15 protein-coding genes are annotated in these 15,702 nt (G+C 71.9%); 3 read left to right on the top strand and 12 right to left on the bottom strand.

From position 1 onward, the window contains the following. Positions 1–74: 74 nt before the first annotated feature. Positions 75–1,655, bottom strand: a complete 1,581-nt coding sequence (locus ACH34R_RS16510; protein WP_397562297.1) for an MDR family MFS transporter — start codon at positions 1,653–1,655, stop codon at positions 75–77. A 114-nt stretch (positions 1,656–1,769) separates the two neighbouring features. Here ACH34R_RS16510 and ACH34R_RS16505 point away from each other — a divergent pair, with 114 nt between their 5' ends. Next, a complete protein-coding gene (locus ACH34R_RS16505; protein ID WP_397562296.1) occupies positions 1,770–2,321 on the top strand; it encodes a TetR/AcrR family transcriptional regulator in 552 nt (183 codons plus the stop codon). 56 nt (positions 2,322–2,377) lie between these two features. Then, entirely contained in the window at positions 2,378–2,824 is a 447-nt protein-coding gene (locus ACH34R_RS16500) for an ATP-binding protein (protein ID WP_397562295.1), read from the top strand. On the opposite strand, the gene ACH34R_RS16495 is transcribed toward ACH34R_RS16500, so the two are convergent. After that, entirely contained in the window at positions 2,748–3,299 is a 552-nt protein-coding gene (locus ACH34R_RS16495) for a hypothetical protein (RefSeq protein WP_397562294.1), read from the bottom strand. The genes ACH34R_RS16500 and ACH34R_RS16495 overlap by 77 nt on opposite strands. Positions 3,300–3,393: 94 nt before the next feature. Further along, complete coding sequence (locus ACH34R_RS16490) at positions 3,394–4,161, bottom strand: DUF72 domain-containing protein (protein ID WP_397562293.1); 768 nt, start codon at positions 4,159–4,161, stop codon at positions 3,394–3,396. A gap of 179 nt (positions 4,162–4,340) precedes the next feature. On the opposite strand from ACH34R_RS16490, the gene ACH34R_RS16485 reads away from it, so the two are divergent. After that, entirely contained in the window at positions 4,341–4,514 is a 174-nt protein-coding gene (locus ACH34R_RS16485) for a hypothetical protein (protein ID WP_397562292.1), read from the top strand. A 10-nt stretch (positions 4,515–4,524) separates the two neighbouring features. Here ACH34R_RS16485 and ACH34R_RS16480 read toward each other — a convergent pair whose 3' ends face one another. From ACH34R_RS16480 to ACH34R_RS16440, 9 genes are all read right to left on the bottom strand, one after another. Beyond that, positions 4,525–5,451, bottom strand: coding sequence for a Ppx/GppA family phosphatase (locus tag ACH34R_RS16480; protein ID WP_397562291.1), 927 nt, complete (start codon positions 5,449–5,451; stop codon positions 4,525–4,527). Between the two features lie 41 nt (positions 5,452–5,492). Then, a complete protein-coding gene (gene soxR / locus ACH34R_RS16475; RefSeq protein WP_397562290.1) occupies positions 5,493–6,008 on the bottom strand; it encodes a redox-sensitive transcriptional activator SoxR in 516 nt (171 codons plus the stop codon). A 40-nt stretch (positions 6,009–6,048) separates the two neighbouring features. After that, a complete protein-coding gene (gene pgm, locus ACH34R_RS16470; protein ID WP_397562289.1) occupies positions 6,049–7,686 on the bottom strand; it encodes a phosphoglucomutase (alpha-D-glucose-1,6-bisphosphate-dependent) in 1,638 nt (545 codons plus the stop codon). 63 nt (positions 7,687–7,749) lie between these two features. Further along, positions 7,750–8,313 carry an NUDIX domain-containing protein gene (locus ACH34R_RS16465; RefSeq protein ID WP_397562288.1) on the bottom strand — a complete coding sequence of 188 codons (564 nt, stop codon included), beginning with the start codon at positions 8,311–8,313 and terminating at the stop codon, positions 7,750–7,752. 11 nt (positions 8,314–8,324) lie between these two features. Then, complete coding sequence (ligD, locus tag ACH34R_RS16460; protein ID WP_397562287.1) at positions 8,325–9,515, bottom strand: non-homologous end-joining DNA ligase; 1,191 nt, start codon at positions 9,513–9,515, stop codon at positions 8,325–8,327. A 4-nt stretch (positions 9,516–9,519) separates the two neighbouring features. Beyond that, positions 9,520–10,908 carry a hypothetical protein gene (locus ACH34R_RS16455; RefSeq protein WP_397562286.1) on the bottom strand — a complete coding sequence of 463 codons (1,389 nt, stop codon included), beginning with the start codon at positions 10,906–10,908 and terminating at the stop codon, positions 9,520–9,522. A 111-nt stretch (positions 10,909–11,019) separates the two neighbouring features. Continuing rightward, complete coding sequence (locus tag ACH34R_RS16450; RefSeq protein WP_397562285.1) at positions 11,020–11,520, bottom strand: DUF1772 domain-containing protein; 501 nt, start codon at positions 11,518–11,520, stop codon at positions 11,020–11,022. A gap of 118 nt (positions 11,521–11,638) precedes the next feature. Continuing rightward, the gene (locus ACH34R_RS16445) at positions 11,639–14,035 is read right to left on the bottom strand and encodes an FAD-dependent oxidoreductase (protein WP_397562284.1); all 2,397 of its coding nucleotides are present in this window, start codon (positions 14,033–14,035) and stop codon (positions 11,639–11,641) included. Then, complete coding sequence (locus tag ACH34R_RS16440; protein WP_397562283.1) at positions 14,008–15,198, bottom strand: alpha/beta fold hydrolase; 1,191 nt, start codon at positions 15,196–15,198, stop codon at positions 14,008–14,010. The genes ACH34R_RS16445 and ACH34R_RS16440 overlap by 28 nt, the downstream gene beginning before the upstream one ends. Between the last annotated feature and the right edge of the window lie 504 nt (positions 15,199–15,702).

The raw sequence follows: 15,702 nt of genomic DNA, 5'->3' as shown, positions 1-15,702 counted from the left end.
TCACCCGCCTGCTGCCCCGCCGCCCCGGGGCGTAACGGGGCGGCGGGAGGAGATCGCCCGGAGAGGCGGGAAGGTCAGTGCAGCGCCGCCTTGGCCGGCTCGGCGTCGGCCGCGGGCGCTCCGCGCAGCGGGACCTCCCTGACGAAGATCGCCAGGATCGGGACCAGGGCCGCGAACAGGATGGCCCACCAGAACACGCTGGAGATCGCCGAGGCCAGCGACTCCAGGAAGCCGGTGCGCACCCGCGGCGGCAGTTGCGCGAGCGCGTCCGGGGTCACCTGGCCGCCCTGCGCGGCCAGCCGTTCCGCCGAGGGCCCGAGGCGTTCGGTCAGACCGGCGACCAACTGGCCGTTGAACACCGCGCCGAACAGCGAGACGCCGAACGACCCGCCGATGGAACGGAAGAAGGTCGCCCCGCTGCTGGCCACCCCGAGGTCCTTCGGCTCGACGCTGTTCTGGGAGATCAGCATCGTGGTCTGCATCAGAAAGCCCATGCCGAGGCCGAGCACGGCGATGTAGACGCCGGTCAGCCAGGCCGGCGTGGCCACGCCCTGAGTGGACAGCAACGCCATGCCCACCACCATCACCACGCCGCCGGCCACCGGATAGATCTTGTACTTGCCCGTCCGGGTGATCGCCCGGCCCACGACCAGTGAGACGATCATGGCCGCGGCCATCATCGGCAGCAGGAGCAGCCCGGAGTTGGTCGCCGAGGCCCCCTGGACGGTCTGCTGGTAGAGCGGCAGGAACGTGATCGCCCCGAACATCGCGAAGCCGAGCAGGAAGCCGACCAGCGAGATCAGCGAGAAGTTGCGGATCTTGAACAGGCCCAGCGGCATGATCGGCTCGGCCGCCCGCAACTCGACGGGGACGAACGCGGCCAGCGCCGCGAGCGCGACCACGGCCAGTCCGATGATCTGCGGAGACGCCCATGCGTACTGGTGGCCGCCCCAGGTGGTGACCAGGACCAGTGCGGTGATGCCGATGGACAGCAGGATCGCGCCGATCCAGTCGATGCGGTGCTCGGTGCGGTACTTGGGCAGCTTGAGCCGCAGCGCGAGGAGCACCAGCGCCGCGCCGCCGAGGGGCAGGTTCACATAGAACGCCCAGCGCCAGTCCAGGTGGTCGGTGATGAACCCGCCGACCAGCGGCCCGGCGATCATCGCCAGGGACATGACACCGGCCATGATGCCCTGGTAGTGCCCGCGCTCGCGGGGTGGGACGAGGTCACCGATGATCGCCATCACGCTGACCATCAGCCCGCCCGCGCCGAGGCCCTGCAGCGCGCGGAAGGCGATCAGCTCCGCCATCCCGCCGCCCGGCCCGCCGAACAGCGTCGATCCGGCCATGCCGCAAAGGGCCGAGGCCACCATGAACACCGCGATCGAGATCAGGAAGATGTTCTTCCTGCCGTACAGGTCGCCGATCTTGCCCCAGATCGGGGTGGAGACCGTGGTGCCGAGAATGTAGGCGGTGAGCACCCAGGACAACTGGTCGAGCCCGCCGAGCTCCCCGACGATGCGCGGCATCGCGGTGCCCACGACCATGTTGTCCAGCATCGCCAGGACCATCGCCAGCATCAGCCCGGGCAGCACGATCATCACTTCCCGGCGCCGCCCGGGCGCGGCCTCGGGTTCTCGTGTGGCATCCTTCACCGGTTCACCCCCTGAAAGATCTTGCTTACTTGCCGACCGGCTAGCTTGAGGTACGCTGGACCCTAGAACGCTTACTTGCCGGCCGTCAAGTTAATAAGGTGGCAAAAACCCGATATGAGGGAAAGTTCCGACACTCGGCGCCGCATCCAGCAGGTCGCCCTCACGCTCTTCAACGAGAAGGGCTACGAGGCGACCTCACTGCGCGAGATCGCCGAGAAGCTGGGCGTGACCAAGGCCGCCCTGTACTACCACTTCAAGTCCAAGGGCGAGATCGTGGCCGGCATGGCGGAGACCCGCCTGGAGCGCCTGCGCGAGCTACTGGCTTGGGCGCGCTCGCAACCCGCCACCCGGGAGACCCGGTGCGAGATCGTCCGCCGCTACGCCGCCGACCTGCACGACCTGCGGCACTCCGACGTGATGCGCTTCTTCGAGCGCAACCAGACGGCCCTTCGCGACCACCCCATCATCCACAAGAACCGCGACACCATGATCGAACTCAGCAAGGCGCTGCACTCTCCGGGCGAGCCGCCCGCCAGACGGCTGAAGCGGACGATGGCGCTGTTCACCCTGCACGCCGGCCAGGTCTTCCAGATAGAGGAGGCGGGCGACCCGGAAGAGTACCGGAAGGCCGCCCTCGAGGTGGCCCTGGAACTGGTCTCCGACTGACCCGCCGGCCCCGCCGGGGCAGGTTTACCGAGGTTCCTACGGGCAGTTGCGATGACATGGAAGCGAGGATCGCGCTCCGGCTGCCGAGGGACGCTTCGAGCGTCCCCTTCATCAGGCAACTGGTGGACGCGGCCCTGCGGACGCTGGGCGTGGTGCCCCCCATCCGCGACGACATCCGGATCATCCTCTCCGAAGCCTGCTCCAACGTCATCAAGCACGCCGCCCCGAGCAAGGAGTACACCGTCAGCGCCGCGCTCGACGAGGAGCACTGCACCATCAAGATCTTGGACTACGGCCACGGCTTCGAACCCGGCACGATGAAGCACCGCGCCGTCCCTGCCATCTCCGAGCACGGACGGGGCCTGCAGATCATGCGCGCCCTCGCCGACGACATGCACATCTCCAGCCGTGGAGACGGCTCAGAGGTCAGCGTGGAGAAATCCCTGCGCTACGCCGAGGACGCCCCCGCCCGGACCCTGCACTACCCGCTGAACCACCATTGACCCGCTTGCCCGGACGCGCGGCCCGCGCACCGGGGGCCGGCCCCCGCCCGTTCCCGCCCGGGCGGGGCTCCCCTTCCGCCCGGCCGCCGGCCTTGGCGTCGTCACCGGGCTCTTCCGGGTCCGGCCCCTCGGGCCGCCGCGCCTCCGGGACGGACAGCGTGATCGGGAACGCGTCGCGCCTGATCCTGACCTCCCGGGTCGCCCCGGGATCATCGGCCGCCCGCGGCGCCCACGCCGCGGCGCGCGCGGCCCGGTCGCCGGAGCGGAACGGCCGGCGCAGGCCATGGAAGACCGAACGGAACATCAGCACGATGAGCGCGGGCTCGGGCGCCTGCGGGCGTTCGAGACCTCCGGTCCGTTTGGCCAGCACCGCCAGCACCGCCAGCGTGATCAACGAGATGACCCCCATCGCCAGCGGGACCATCAGGATGACCAGGGCAAGCGAGATGGCCACCCCCACAAATTGCCACATCATCGCCGGCATCCTCCCTCGCGCGCTCGAACGACGATGCTGCCCCTTTCAGACACCATTATTCGGCGAATGAACCCTATCAGCAGGTTGATATCGCCTACCGGATCGCGTGTCCCGATCCCCCGGCCATGGCGGCGAATCGGGCCGCGTCGCGCACCGCGGCACCGCCCGGGTCGTTGTTGAAGTAGACGTACACGGTGGCCTCCTGATCGGCCTCGTCGTTCCATGTCTCTCCAAGTCGCGATATCCACCGGGCGAGCGACGCGTCGCCGTACGACGGCCACGGGTCCGCCGACCCCTCGTGCAGACGCAGGTATCCCCACGACGCGGTGCGCCACAGCGGCGTCAGCGCGCGTTCCCGCCGGTCGGCCCAGCACAGCGTGGCCCCGTGGGCCGCCAGCGCGGCGCGGACCCGCTCCCCGGCCGCGCCCTCCCACCACGACGGGTGCCGCGGCTCGACGGCGACGCGCACGCCGGGCGGAAAGCAGGCCAGGCAGCCGGTGAGCAGCCCGAGATCGCAGCGCAGGGTCGGCGGGAGCTGGAGCAGGATCGGCCCGAGCCGGTCGCCGAGGCCCTCGGCCGCGCCGAGCAGCCGCTCCACCGGCTCGCGCGGCTCCTTCAGCCGCCTGGTGTGAGTGAGGTAGCGGCTGGCCTTCACGGCCATCACGAAACCCTCAGGGGTGCGCTCGCGCCAGCTCGTGAAGGTCTCCCTGGAGGGCAGCCGGTAGAAGGAGTTGTTGTTCTCCACCGTGCCGAAGGTCTGCGCGTACCGCTCCAGCCACAGCCGCGCGGGCATCCCTTCCGGGTAGAGGACCCCACGCCAGTCGGCGTACTGCCAGCCGGAGGTCCCCAGGAAGACGCGCACGAACGTGCTCCTACCCCGCTCCCGGTGTCCGTGACCGTCAGGTTGGCGTGACTTGACGGGAGCCGCCGAGGCCGACGCCTTTACAATGTAGATCACGATCTCATGGAGAACCCTGAATCGACCCTGACTTCCCCGGCGACCGCCCGCAGATCCCCGACAAGCCGCCTACGGTGGGACTCATGGGACGAATTCTGCTTGCCATCGCCGCCGTCATCGTCGGGTTCATCGTGCTGGGCTGGGTCATCGGGCTCTTCGGCACCCTGCTGAAGTGGGCCCTCATCATCGGCCTCGTCGCCGTCGTCGCCGGCGTCGTGATGCGGCTGGCGCGGAGCAGCCGCAGCGAGAACGCCTGAGGGCACCCGGTCAGGGCATGACGTCCAGGCGGCGCAATATCACGCCCTCGCGCAGCGCCCACGGGCACACGTCCAGCTCGGTGAGCTCGAACAGGTCCATCACGGCGTCGGCCACGATCGCCCCGGCCGCGAGCTGGGGCGCGCGGCCCTCCGAGACCCCGGGCAGCCGGGCGCGTTCGGCGGCGGGCATCCGCGCCAGCCGGTCGGCCAGCTCCGGCAGCGCCGATCGCTCCAGGGAGCGCCGGGCGTAGGGCCCGGCCCCGGAGTCGGCGGCCCCGGCGATCCGGGCGAGCTGCCGGAACGTCTTGGAGGTGGCCACCGCCCGATCCGGAGCGCCGTACCTGATCACGTCGCCGACCGCCCGCGCCACCTCGGTGCGGACGTGCCTGCGCAGCTCACGGACCTCCTCCGCGGACGGAGGGTCGCCGGACAGCCGGTCGCGGGTCAACCGGCCCGCCCCGAGCGGCAGCGAGACGGCCACGTCGGGCTCCTCGTCGATGCCGCCGGCGATCTCCAGTGAGCCGCCGCCGATGTCGAAGACCAGCAGCCGGCCCGATGACCAGCCGAACCATCTGCGCACCGCGAGGAAGGTCAGCCGCGCCTCGTCCTCACCGGTGAGGACCTGGACCGAGACGCCGGTCCGCTCCTTGATCGTGGCCAGCACGTCCTCGCCGTTGGGCGCCTCCCGGACCGCCGAGGTCGCGAAGGCCATGAAGTCCTCGACGCCCTTGTCCTCGGCCACCTGCCGGGACTCCTCGACGAACCCGCCCAGCCGCTCGGCCCCCCGCTCCGACAGCCGTCCGCCGTCCTCCAGGTGCTCGGCCAGGCGGAGTTCGAGCTTGTGGGAGAAGGCCGGCAGCGGCTTGGCCCCCCGGTGGGCGTCCACGACGAGCAGGTGCACCGTGTTGGAACCGATGTCGAGGACTCCGAGTCGCATGATCCGACGCTACCAATCCTTTGCCGCCGGTTTCCCGCGGCTTAGGATGCCTCCTCTTCACACCCGGAACCGCACCCCGCCCCGCACACCTCTGCCCGCGCACGCGCGGCCAGCAGCCGGCGCGGGCCCGGCCCCTCCTCGCCGAGCCGGTCGTGCGGATTGGCCAGCAGGCACCGGTCCAGTGACAGGCAGCCGCAGCCGATGCAGTCGGTGAGGTCGTCGCGAAGCTGGAGCAGCCGCTCGATCCGCAGGTCCAGCTCCGAACGCCAGGCGGCGGACAGGCTCGCCCAGTCCTCCCTGGTCGGCGTGCGGCCCGACGGCAGCCGGTCGAGCGCCGCCTTGATGTCGGTGAGCGGGATGCCCACCCGCTGCGACAGCCGGATGAACGACACCCTGCGCAGCGTGTCGCGCGTGTAGCGGCGCTGGTTGCCCGCGGTGCGACGGCTGGTGATCAGCCCCTTGGCCTCGTAGAAGTGCAGCGTGGACACGGCCACGCCGGTGCGCTCGGCAAGCTGGCCGACGGCGAGTTCACGGACATTGAGCGGTACCTGTGCCACGCTTTCACCCTATCCGTCACCGGCGGCGGACAGGCTGACCTCATCCGCCGAGTGTGGCGGTGACCAGGGCGCGCGCCTCCTCCTGCACCTGTGCCAGATGCGCGGTGCCCTTGAAGGACTCGGCATAGATCTTGTAGACGTCCTCGGTGCCGGAGGGGCGGGCGGCGAACCACGCGTTGCCGGTGCAGACCTTCACCCCGCCGAGCGCGGCGCCGTTGCCCGGCGCGGAGGTCAGCACGGCGGTGACCGGCTCGCCGGCGAGCCTTCCTGTCGTGACGTCGGCGGCGGACAGGGCGCCGAGCCTGGCCTTCTCCTCGCGGGTGGCGGGGGCGTCGATCCTGGCGTAGGCGGGGTCGCCGAACCTTCTGGTCAGCTCGCCGTACAGCTCGCTCGGGGTGCGCCCGGCCACGGCGGTGATCTCGGCCGCCAGCAGGGCCAGGATCAGGCCGTCCTTGTCGGTCGTCCACACCGAGCCGTCCCGGCGCAGGAACGACGCACCGGCGCTCTCCTCCCCGCCGAACCCCAGCGACCCGTCCAGCAGCCCCGGCACGAACCACTTGAACCCCACCGGGACCTCCACCAGCCGCCGCCCCAGGTCGCCGGCCACCCGGTCGATCATGCCGCTGCTCACCAGCGTCTTGCCCACCCCCGCGCCGCCCGGCCAGCCGGGCCTGTTGCGGTACAGGTAGGAGATCGCCACGGCCAGGTAGTGGTTGGGGTTCATCAGGCCGCCGTCGGGCGTGACGATCCCGTGCCGGTCGGCGTCGGCGTCGTTGCCGGTCGCGACCTGGTAGGCGTCGCGGGAGGCGATCAGCGAGGCCATCGCGTACGGCGAGCTGCAGTCCATCCTGATCTTGCCGTCCCAGTCCAGGGTCATGAAGCGCCAGGTGGGATCGACGTCCGGGTTGACCACCGTGAGGTCGAGCCGGTGCCGCTCGGCGATCTCCCCCCAGTACTCCACGCTCGCCCCGCCCAGCGGATCGGCCCCGACGCGCACCCCCGCCTCGCGGACGGCGTCCAGGTCGAGCACGGAGGGCAGGTCGTCGACGTAGGCGGCGAGGAAGTCGTGCCTGCCGGTGGTCTCGGCGGCCAGCGCCCGCTCGTAGGGGATCCGCCGGACCTCTTTCAGGCCGCCCGCGATCAGCGCGTTGGCGCGGTCCTGGATCCAGGAGGTGGCCTCGGAGCCCGCGGGGCCGCCGCTCGGCGGGTTGTACTTGAAGCCGCCGTCCGCGGGCGGGTTGTGCGAGGGGGTGACCACGACCCCGTCGGCCTGGTCCGCCCCGCGCCGGTTGTGGGTCAAGATGGCGTGGGACACGGCCGGGGTCGGGGTGTAGCCGTCCCTGGCGTCCATCAGCACCCGCACGCCGTTGGCGGCGAACACCTCGACGGCCGACACCCGCGCGGGCTCCGACAGCGCGTGGGTGTCGATGCCCAGGAACAGCGGCCCGGTCACCCCCTGGCCCGCCCGGTATTCGCAGATCGCCTGGCTGGTGGCCAGGATGTGGTCCTCGTTGAAGGCGGTGTCCAGCGAGGAGCCGCGGTGCCCCGAGGTGCCGAACGCCACCCGCTCCCCCGGCCGCACCGGGTCGGGGTGGCGCGCGTAGTAGGCCGTCACCAGCTTGGCCACGTCGACCAGGTCGGACGACGTGGCGGGCTCACCGGCGCGCTCGTGGACCATGACGACAACTCCCTGGGTCGCGATCGGGGATGCGTGGCTCCTCGTACCCACCGCCGGGGCGTCTCATCCGGCCCGCCCGGCGGCCTCGTGCAGCAACAGCAACGCGTAGCCGGCCAGCGAGCAGGCGTCGGCGACCTCGCCGCCGCGGACCATCGCCTCGAACTCGGCGCGCGGCACATGCCGCTGGATCATGTCCTGTTCGCCCGCCTCACGGTCCGGCGGGCCCGGGGTGAGGCCGGTGGCCAGGAAGACGTGGAAGCGCTGGGCCAAGGTGCCCTGGGCGTTGTCCAGCGTGCCGAGCCGGACCAGTTCGCGGGCCCGCAGCCCGGTCTCCTCCGCCAGTTCGGTGGCGGCCATGCCCTCGGGGCCGGCCGCCCCGGCGACCGTGCCCTGCGGGAAGCCCCAGGTACGCCGCCCGACCGGGTAGCGGTACTCCTGCACCAGGTGGAAGCCGTCCCGCTCGGCCGGGATGACCAGCGCGAAGTCGGGTTTGTCGACCACACCGTAGATGCCGCGCGACCCGTCGGGGCGCTCGATGGCGTCTTCTCTGACGCTCAGCCACGGGTTGGCGTAGACGACCTTGGTCGACACCTGCCTGACGATGCCGCCCGCTGAGTCCCCGGCCATGACCGAGGATCCTACCCGTCCCCTTCGCGCAGGGCCGCCCACGGGTCGTAGTCGGACTCCAGGGGCTCCTGGGCGGGCCGCTCGGGTTCGGGGACGTGCTGGAGGTTGACGCGGATACGATACCAGACGGAACTGCGCCCGCGCATGCCGTCCACCAGCACGTCGGCGGGGCGCAGCCGGGCCGCGACATTGGGGTGGCGGGCCTTCCAGCGGTCCAGGCCCGCCATCGCCTCGTCCTTGGTGCGGGCCCTGGCGATCTCGATGACCGGGATCTCGCCCTTCTGCGAGGGGTGCGGCGGGAGCGAGGCGGCGAAGTCCAGCAGTTCGGTGAGCGAGCCCGGCTCGCGGCCGATGTCCGCCCACGGGTCGCCGATCTCGGCGTACCGGGCCGGGACGGTGTCGATGGTGAACTCCCCGGGGTGCCGCTCGTGCACCTCCTCCCAGGCGAGCGGGGTGGACACCCGCGCGTCTGGGGTGGGCCGCACGGAGTAGGCCGAGGCGACCGTGCGGTCGCGGGCGTTCTGGTTGTAGTCGACGAACACCCCGTGGCGCTCCTCTTTCCACCAGCGGCTGGTGGCGAGGTCCGGGGCGCGGTTCTCGACCTCCCTGGCCACGGCCTCGGCCGCCTGGCGCACCTGCGGGAAGGTCCAGTGGGGCGCGATGCGGGCGTACACGTGAAAGCCGCGCGAGCCGGAGGTCTTGGGCCAGGCCGGCAGGCCGAAGTCGGTGAGCACCCGCCGCACCACCAGGGCCACCCGCACGATCTGCGGCCACTCCACGCCGGGCACCGGGTCGAGGTCGATGCGCAGTTCGTCGGGATGGTCGAGGTCTTCGGCCGGCACCGGGTGCGGGTTGAGGTCCACGCAGCCCAGGTTGACCACCCAGGCGAGCTGGGCGGCGTCGCGCACCACGACCTCCTCGGCCGAACGCCCCGACGGGTAGCGCAGCTCGGCGACCTCGATCCAGTCGGGCCGCTTGTCCGGCGCGCGCTTCTGGAAGAACGCCTCGGCGGTCACGCCGCGCACGAACCGCTTGAGGATCATCGGCCGCCCGGCCACGCCGCGCAGCGCGCCATCGGCCACGTCGAGGTAGTAGCGCACCAGGTCGAGCTTGGTGTGCCCGGTCGCGGGGAACACCACCTTATCGGGGTTGGTGATCCGTACCTGCCGGCCGGCCGCCGCCACCACCTGCGCATTCGCCATAGAGTCACGATACGTCGGGCGCTTTTCCCGCCATCGGCAGCAGCGCGCCCACCGGCCCGCCGCCGGCGATCGCCTCCGCCAGCGACACCACGTCGGCCCGCCCGCCGTCCCAGCCCACGAGCACCCGCTGGCGCAGCGGATCGGCGTAGCCGTAGCCGGCCTCGCGCAGCGTCCGGTGGATCGCCGGGATCAGCGCGCACACCGCCGGCACGGCGTGCGGGCACGCCCAGTCGCACGGCGGGTCCCCCGCCGTCCAGCCGGTCGTCCACCCGGTCGCCACGGCCTCGGCCACGCGGCGCGCCGGGGTGTCGCCGGGCATGCCGAGCAGCCGCCGCACACCGTCCAGGCGTTCCTCCAGGTGAGCGTCCCACACCTGCTCGGGAACCCCGTGCAGCGAACCGGCGTTGGGCAGCCGGTACCGGTCCGACAGCCACCACCGCAGGTGGTGGCGGGCCAGCCGGGCCTCGGCCCGCTCGGGCAGCCCGTCCCGCAGGCCGGGCAGGCCGGGCGCGCGGGGCGGTGGCCGCTCGGTCAGTGCGGCGGGGTCGCCGTCCAGCGCACGCAGCCGCCGGAGCGTGAGCGGCGAGCGGGCGAGCCGGTCGCGGGTGCGGTGCCAGCCGCGTTCCACCAGCAGGTCCTCGCGGATCTTCCAGCGCCAGGCGGCGTACAGGTCGAGCGGGAAGCCGTCCAGGGCGATGGCGGCGGGCGTGCCGTACCGGTCGGTGAACCACAGGAAGCTCTGCTTGAGCGCCTGCGCGCGGATGAGGGCCATGGCCGCGGTCTGCGGGCCGGCCACCCGCGCGGCGGCGGCGTCGGCCGCACCCAGCAGCGCCGCGGCCACCGTCTCGGCCTCCGGCGGCGGCTCGCGTTCCTCGATCCACAGCGCGTACATCGCGTCGGCGGTCCGCGAGCGCCGCCCGCGCAGCAGCGCCAGTTCGTGGGCCACCAGGCAGCGCAGTTCGGCGCGGCTCAGCTCGGTCAGGTACGGCAGGCCGATCCACAGCTCGCGCCGCCCCGGCGCCGGGCGGACGGCCATGGCGTCGGCGCAGGCCCAGGCGTAGAGCCTGCGCGGCGGGCGTACGCCGAGTTCGGCCGCCACCTCGGCGACCAGCGCGTGCAGGCCGGCGTGCTCGCGCCCGAGGCGGTGCAGCGCCCCTGGCGGCCTGCGGACGATCTCGAAGCCCAGCGCGGCCAGCGCGATCAGGGCCATGGCGAGGGCCACCAGGCCGGTCGCGAGCAGCCAGGCGGGCGAGCCGGGCGGCGGTAGCGCGCCGGGCCACAGGCACGCGAGCAGGAGCATGCCGGCCAGGGCGGCGACCCCGCCCACGGCGACCTCGCGCACCGGCGAGGCCCAGGCGGGCAGCAGCCGCAGCGGCGCGCGACGCAGGATCACCGAAAGCGCCCGCCGCCTCGATAAGCCGCCGGGCAGAGCGCCCATCCGACCCCTTTCCCGCCGCCTTCCAGGCGACCGTGCCAAAGGGCCGCCTCTCAAGGCGGCCCTTTTCTAGGCGGCCGTGCCCCACAGGTAGAGGCCGAGCCCGGCCAGGAGCAGGCAGGCCACGCCGGCCACCGTCCTGATCGTGTTCCATCGCGTCCAGCGCGGGGAGTAGCCGGCCCACAGGGCGGCGGCCCCGCCGGCGTCGTCCGGCACGCTCGCGCGGGCCAGCGCCTCGTTCATGGGAACGTTGATCACGACGGTCGGCAGGAACGTTCCGAACGCGTAGACCGCCGCCGCGGCGAAGAAGGCGATCGCCGCGTCGGTGCGGTCCAGTGTGAGCAGCAGGCCGCCGGTCGCCGCCGCCAGCACCGGCGCGCCCATGAAGGGCCCCAGGAAGAGCGGGTTGAGGATCTTGCGGTTGATGCTCCGCATCGCCCTGGCCGCCTCCCGCGGGTCGATCGCGTCGAGCCCGCGCATGACGGACACGGAGAAAGCGTAGAAGACCCCTGCCACCGCGCCGGCCACCGCCAGGGTGAGGTATGCCAGCAATGTTGTGAGTATCGCCATTTCGGCCTCCTAGCGGTATTTCGCCTCCCGGCGAAGGTACCGGGAAAACCGGGGGCCGCCGCACAGTCGGCCCCCGGTTCGGGATATGTCCCTCCGGGACGGACCCGGCATCCCCCCGTCAGCCGGGGCCGTACACGTCCCAGAGGTTGCCCGCGAAGAATCGTGCGAAGCGATCCAGCGCGGCCATCCCGTCAGGGCCCTCGGTACGGAACGAGGTGAGCTGGCGGATGAAGTCCCCCAGCTCGATGTGGAGCGTCCCCGCGCCGGCGACCGGCGCGGTGTCGTCGTGCCCGTCGGGCACATGGCCTTCGAGCAGCCGGAAGTACATCGTCGTGGTGGCCGGCCAGATGTCGGTCGGCGGTCCGTGGAAGACGTTCTTCCAGCCGGAGAGGGTGCGGGGCCGGTCCATGCCGTCGGTGAAGTGCAGCCGATAGCGCATCAGCCGCCGGTCGGGCGCACCACCGGGCGCGAACAGATTGAACCAACCCCGCTCGACCAGACGCCGGCCCCCGCAAGCGGCAGCGTCTATCCATCCCTCGGCCCTGGCCAGATGATCCTGGTCGGACAGGAAGCGATCCACGTCGTCCACGGTGATCGTGAGCCGGAAGGCGAAGCGGTCGCCGGGCACGCCCGGGTTGCGCACGCCCTCGCGGTAGAAGCCCTTCATCTCCTCGGTGAACGACAGCGACGTGCGACCGTCCAGGCTCGCGCGGCCCGCACTGCCGCCCGAGCCCGACAGGTCGCACGTCGCGCCGTCCCCTCCCCCGCCCGCCGGGCCGGCGCTCGTCGGCGCCCGCCCGCTCCCCCGCGGCACGCCCGCATCCCCCGTTTCGAGCAGGCGTGTGCACATGCGGTCCGACATGGCCGCGATGGTCAGCGAAGGGTTGGGGCCCACCGGCCCCGGCATCGCCGAACCGTCGGCGATGTAGAGGCCGGGAAACCCGAATACCTCACCGTAGGAGTCACAGACGCCCTCCCCCGCGTGCCGTCCCATGGGGGCGCCGCCCACCGGATGCACGGTGATGACCCGCTTGCGGAACCACGTCGGGTTGTCGGCGTACTCCGCGCCCAGCACGTCGGCGATCCGCTGCATGGTCTTGCGCACCCGCTCGAAGTACGCCTCGCTGGTGCGGGTGGTCCAGGCGGTCTCCAGGCGCTCGCCGTTCAGCCGCAGCGTGCCGTCGGGCACGTCGCGGCCCATGCCGAGCAGCGGCAGCGAGCTGACCGACAGCGCGCCCGAGCCGACCAGCTCCGAGAGTTCCGCCGACAGGTTGGTGTCGGGGGCCTTGTCGAAGAAGGTCAGGAACCGCTCGTACAGGAACCGGACCGCGCGCGCGATGGCGGCGGACGTGTCGGCCCCCTCCACCATCCAGTCCACGAAACCGGGGTAGCCGCCGTCCTCGATGTAGGCGCCGCGGCCGGAGCCGGGCACCCCGTCGAGGTCGTCGGGCAGCCGGATGGCGCTGGTGATGACCGGGCCCTTGCTGGCGTCCAGCGGCCGGACCCGGCCCCTGTCGGTGGCCCGCAGCAGGAACGTGAGCAGGTCGCCGTTGCCGCAGAAGCGGGTGCCGAGCGCGTCGCTCAGCCCGGGGAACGCCTCCCGGGCGCGCAGCAGCAGGAACGCGGTGCCGTAGGTGCCCGCGGCCAGGACGAGCCGGTCGCAGCTCATGGTGATGACCGGGCGGGCCCGGCGGGGCCGCCGCTCCCCCTCCGGCTCGTCGGGGTCGTGGACGAGGTAGTCCACCTCGTAGCCGCCGCCCGCCCTGGGCCGGATCGCCCTGACCTCGTGGAGGACCCGCAGGTCGGCCCCGTGGTGGGCGGCGGCGGCCAGGTAGGTGTGGTCGAGGGTGTTCTTGGCGCCGTCGTTGCACCCGATGTTGCACTCCCCGCACAGCCGGCACGTACGGCGCGGGGCGTCGTGCAGGCTCGGGTAGGGGCCCGGCTCGATCGGCAGACCGATGCCCGGCTCCGCGCCCGGCGCGGGCGCGAAGCTGACCGCCAGCGGGGTGAGCCGCCAGGACAGCCCCAGCTCGGCCGCGGCGTCCTGCATGGCGTGGGTCTTCTCGGTGCCCGCGTAGGCGGGCCGGTCCAGCGGGTACGGCGTGGCGCCCAGCATGCGCTCCACCACGTCGTAGTGCGGGTCGAGGTCGGCGCGGGTGAGCGGCCAGTGCTCGTGCCCGCCGCCGGGCAGCGGCTCATCGCGTACGAACCACGCCTCGTCCTTGCGCAGCAGCACGTTGGCGTAGATCAGCGAGCCGCCGCCGAGGCCGCTGGCCACCACCGAGTCGAAGCCGCGAAAGCCCCACACGTCGAACATGCCGTAGAGGTTCTCGCCCGGGTCCCAGAAGGCGCGGCTCATCTCCGAGGGGCTGCGGGCGAAGGTGCCCGGAGGGTAGCTGCGCCCGCGCTCCAGCACGACGACCGACCGGCCGGCGGCGGCCAGCCGGTAGGCGGCCACCGCCCCGCCGAAGCCGGAGCCGACCACGATCACGTCCGCATGCTCGCCCGCTGCCATGGCTCGCTCACCCCCGCCTGGCGCTTGATGAAGTCGACCATGCGGGGGAACACGTCGATGTGGGCGTTCTTGCCGATGATCGGGTCGATGTGCCCGTAGCCGGGGAGGAGCTGCAGCTCGTGGCGGCCGGGGGCGGCCCGGTCGAGGATGCGGTGGCAGACGATGTTGGAGTCGGTGAACACGTTGTTGCGGTCACCGGTGAGGAACAGGATCGGCGTGCTGACCTCGGCCGCCCGCTCCAGGTAGTCGTCGGGCAGCGCGGCGTGCCGGAGGTCTTCGGGGTCGCACTTCACCGCCCGGCCGGCCCGCACCATCTTGTTGACGTGCCGGTAGTACTGCACGCCGGTCGCGCCGTTGAGGTCGGCCAGGCGTTCGTGCGTGTGCGTCTCGCGCGCGAGGTTGCGGTGCACGTACATGGCCGGCCGGCCGCTGCCCCACATGAAGCTCTGCATGTGGCAGGCGGGCTCGCGGCACTCGGGGTGGAAGGCCGAGACCGCCTTGGCCAGCAGCCACCTGCGGCTGAACGGCGGGGCGTCGGAGAAGCGCGGGTCGATGTACGGCAGGCCGAACACGTACTCGAACGCGGTCGCCGCGAACGCCAGCTTGGCCTTGGACCAGGCCGGCACCCGCGGGGTGAGCGCCACGCTGTTGCACACCAGGCTCGTGATCCCGTCCACGGCCCCGCCGAACAGGCTCATGCAGAACGACACCGAGCCCAGGCAGTGCGCGATCACGTGGATCCGCCGCTCCCCCACGTGGCGGCGGATCTCCGCGAGCGCGGGCGGGTAGTCGTAGTGCGCGATGTCATCGAGGGTCGACCCGCGTGTCTCGATGTCGTACGGAAAGTGGCTGCTCATCCTGAAATCGAGCGTCCAGACATCGTCGAACCCGTTGCGGTGCAGGAACGTCACCAGGTTGGTGATCTCCGGCATCACGAAGATGTCGCTGGATGAGGTCAGCCCGTGCAGCAGCAGCACGACGTCGCCGTCGCCCCGCTCGTCCCCCTCGTCGCTTCCCCCGGCGCCGTGACCCCCGTCACCGCCGTGGTCGTGCTGGAACCTGGTGAGCTTCAGCCCCAGGTCGTCCTCGGTGGCGAAGGGGTACACGGTGATCTCCGCATCAGGTACCCCGTCGAGTGTGAAGCGTGGGATTCGGTGCTCCATTTCCCCGTCCCTCCCGAAACTTCCCGTCCCACGATGTCAAGCCGCACAGGGCGCGCGGCATCGTGGAAAACTCGTACATTGGAGGGCCGGGAACCCGGAAAAGTTCGGCCACGACGCGGAATCGCATCGGCGGAACGGTCAAATGACCGCCTATGGGCGGTCTGGGGATGTCATAGGGCCGCCATGCACAGCATGAGCCCCACCACGCCGCCCGTCCAGAGCCACCCGCCACAAAACCCCACCCTCGGCCCCCACGAACACAAAGCCGCCGTGCCGCCGTAACGCGGTGATCATGGCTGGTGGTCACGAACTGACGGAGGTACGGGGCGAAGCCCGGCGGGGGTTGGAGGCGGTCAGAAGGTGTAGCTACGGGTGACCGCGGTCAGGTCGCCGCCCTCACGGGTCGCCGCCCCCAAGCCAGAAGGACACAGCCGAAACCCGACAAGCCCCGGTGCCCTCAAAAGGCGTACATGCCGCCGACCACGACCAAATCACCGCCCTCAC

Source organism: Spongiactinospora sp. 9N601 (assembly GCF_044326295.1).
Classification (GTDB): domain Bacteria; phylum Actinomycetota; class Actinomycetes; order Streptosporangiales; family Streptosporangiaceae; genus Spongiactinospora; species Spongiactinospora gelatinilytica.
Note: the sequence above shows the minus strand (reverse complement) of the source record. Positions and strands in the feature narration are given on the sequence as shown.

Excerpts from the sequence above, each read along its gene's own strand:
- ACH34R_RS16465 (WP_397562288.1), bottom strand. The coding sequence starts at position 8,313 with ATGGCCGGGGACTCAGCGGGCGGCATCGTCAGGCAGGTGTCGACCAAG.
- ACH34R_RS16500 (WP_397562295.1), top strand. The coding sequence starts at position 2,378 with ATGGAAGCGAGGATCGCGCTCCGGCTGCCGAGGGACGCTTCGAGCGTC.
- pgm (WP_397562289.1), bottom strand. The coding sequence starts at position 7,686 with ATGGTCCACGAGCGCGCCGGTGAGCCCGCCACGTCGTCCGACCTGGTC.
- ligD (WP_397562287.1), bottom strand. The coding sequence starts at position 9,515 with ATGGCGAATGCGCAGGTGGTGGCGGCGGCCGGCCGGCAGGTACGGATC.
- ACH34R_RS16505 (WP_397562296.1), top strand. The coding sequence starts at position 1,770 with ATGAGGGAAAGTTCCGACACTCGGCGCCGCATCCAGCAGGTCGCCCTC.
- ACH34R_RS16485 (WP_397562292.1), top strand. The coding sequence starts at position 4,341 with ATGGGACGAATTCTGCTTGCCATCGCCGCCGTCATCGTCGGGTTCATC.
- ACH34R_RS16480 (WP_397562291.1), bottom strand. The coding sequence starts at position 5,451 with ATGCGACTCGGAGTCCTCGACATCGGTTCCAACACGGTGCACCTGCTC.
- ACH34R_RS16445 (WP_397562284.1), bottom strand. The coding sequence starts at position 14,035 with ATGGCAGCGGGCGAGCATGCGGACGTGATCGTGGTCGGCTCCGGCTTC.
- ACH34R_RS16450 (WP_397562285.1), bottom strand. The coding sequence starts at position 11,520 with ATGGCGATACTCACAACATTGCTGGCATACCTCACCCTGGCGGTGGCC.
- ACH34R_RS16495 (WP_397562294.1), bottom strand. The coding sequence starts at position 3,299 with ATGATGTGGCAATTTGTGGGGGTGGCCATCTCGCTTGCCCTGGTCATC.
- ACH34R_RS16440 (WP_397562283.1), bottom strand. The coding sequence starts at position 15,198 with ATGGAGCACCGAATCCCACGCTTCACACTCGACGGGGTACCTGATGCG.